Annotated in this window: 1 protein-coding gene; it reads right to left on the bottom strand. The window is 63.1% G+C overall.

Translation table 11 applies throughout. The features are described 5' to 3' along the window. Positions 1 to 650 (bottom strand): DUF6531 domain-containing protein (locus tag E4O97_RS20035; protein ID WP_248162028.1); only part of this gene is annotated, 650 nt, incomplete at both ends.

Genomic DNA, 650 nt, shown 5'->3' with positions numbered 1-650 from the left:
TCAGTACACCGTCGCGAAAGTGATAGAACCGCGACGCCTGGGCCAGCACCAGTTCATCAGGAGCCGAGCCCAAGTAGATTGCCGCTTCGGCAAGACTATTGGTGATCGCGGGTCGAGCCGCTGTAGGCAAGGGCAGGGTGGTCGAGCGGTTCTCATGGTCGATCCACACCACCGAATCGCCCGACACACAAAGCCTGTGCGCCAGCGCATGGCTCCAGCCAAACCCCAACCCGCAATCCAGTTCCACCGCACTGGTGCGATACAACCGCGTCCACTCAAACGGCAAAACACCGTCCAGCGCACCATCAGTGAGGGTCAATAATTCCTCGCCGGTGACCATCGACACCGGGCAGCCGTTGGTGACCGTCTTGTCCGCTGGCGCCGCCGCATCTCCTTTTGGATTCGACGCCACGGCAGGCACATCATCGACGTGTTCCTGACGGACCAACACGGTCTGTCGGGTCTTGTTGCGAACCACCGGCACCGGGTTCGAAACCAGCGTGTCGCCCGCCTTCAACGGCACCACCGGTACCGCCTTGACCGGCGTTGCCGAACTGCTCAGCAACACAGGCTTGGCGGCCTCAACATGCGTGTCCAACCGCGGCCCCGCCACCTGCCTGGCCAGCAACTCCAACAACGCCCGCGCCCCG

The sequence above is a fragment of the Pseudomonas sp. W15Feb34 genome, from assembly GCF_023127765.1.
GTDB classification, from domain to species: domain Bacteria; phylum Pseudomonadota; class Gammaproteobacteria; order Pseudomonadales; family Pseudomonadaceae; genus Aquipseudomonas; species Aquipseudomonas synxantha_A.
Note: the sequence above shows the minus strand (reverse complement) of the source record. Positions and strands in the feature narration are given on the sequence as shown.